General features: G+C 39.4%; 1 pseudogene. It reads right to left on the bottom strand.

The features are described 5' to 3' along the window. Nucleotides 1–1227, bottom strand: a pseudogene (locus M595_RS27690) (dynamin family protein); the annotation flags it as partial.

The following is a 1227-nucleotide window of genomic DNA, read 5'->3' as shown; positions in this document are numbered from 1 at the left end:
GAAGAAACAAATCCATTCTCAGACTCAGAAATATCCGCGAACTTTTGTTGTAAACTATCAGCAGGATTAACCTCAATAACAACGGGTAAAGTAAATAAATCCATCTCCGAAATTTCCGGTAAAGTTTGGCGATCTAATTTCATCATTTCCAAACACTGATTAATTCCCTTCACCGCTTGATTATACGCCTCAATTTTTTCCTTCAATTCTACCTTTTGTTTCTCATTGGCTTCCAATTGTGCGGAGGCTTCTTTATCCAACGTTTTTGCCAAATGTTCGCAAGCTTTCTCATGCTGTTGTAAAATATAATTAGCCAGGGTGTGAGACGGTTCTAACAAATGATGAATCAGAGTTTTATTCACCGTTGGGCGATAAGTTCTGAGAATCGTTTCCTTAAGTTTTGGCTCAAAATCAATCTTCAACAATTGACGAATAGCAGGTTCAGCTTTCACCATACTTTCATAGTCATAACCCCGACAAGCTTCTTGCAAAACTTGACGCAATTGAAACACCGAAACCGTACCTTCTGAATAAAATTCAGGACGTTCTCGAATATAGCGATCGCATTCGGTTTTAGACTCATTTACTAACGCCGCTTTCGCCCGTTCACACCAACGTTCTAAATTCTGTTCAACCCCGTTATCATTCCCCAATAAACGATACAATTTGCTGTAATAATCCGCTTGACGAACCCGTTCATAAAGTTGATAAAAGAAGTTATCCATCAACTCCTTAGACGCCTCGACTAAAACCGCTTCCAACTCATTCGCTAAGTAATAGAAAGCCTCCGCTAAAATCCCCATAATGGGGACTACAGCATTGCGTTTATGACTGGCTTGGGCGCGTTTATGAGTTTCCCCAACAGAAAAGGATTTAATCAACACATCCAAGCGACTAATCATTCGGTGCTGAAGCTTTTTAAAATCCTTCTCAAAAGCTAAATTTTCATCACTGGCAACGACCAAATTTAACTCTTTTTCGATGTGTTTACAAAAATCATCTCCTATTTGTTTGAGTTCGGTATTTAGCTGTCGTAATTGATATTCTTTGAGGGCGTTTACCTCGCGAGGTTGACTCTCTAAATCCCACCAAGCTTTTAGATAAGATTCCCGCAAACTAATACAAAATGGCTGTAAATCTTTCGCCAACACTTCAAACAACTGTGGGCGTTTTTCTTCCATTAAATAGCGGGTCATTGCATTCCGAAATTCTTCAACACCGCTATCT

The sequence above is a fragment of the Lyngbya aestuarii BL J genome (assembly GCF_000478195.2).
GTDB classification, from domain to species: domain Bacteria; phylum Cyanobacteriota; class Cyanobacteriia; order Cyanobacteriales; family Microcoleaceae; genus Capilliphycus; species Capilliphycus aestuarii.
The sequence above is the reverse complement of the archived record's forward strand: the minus strand, read 5'-3'. Positions and strand labels throughout refer to the sequence as shown.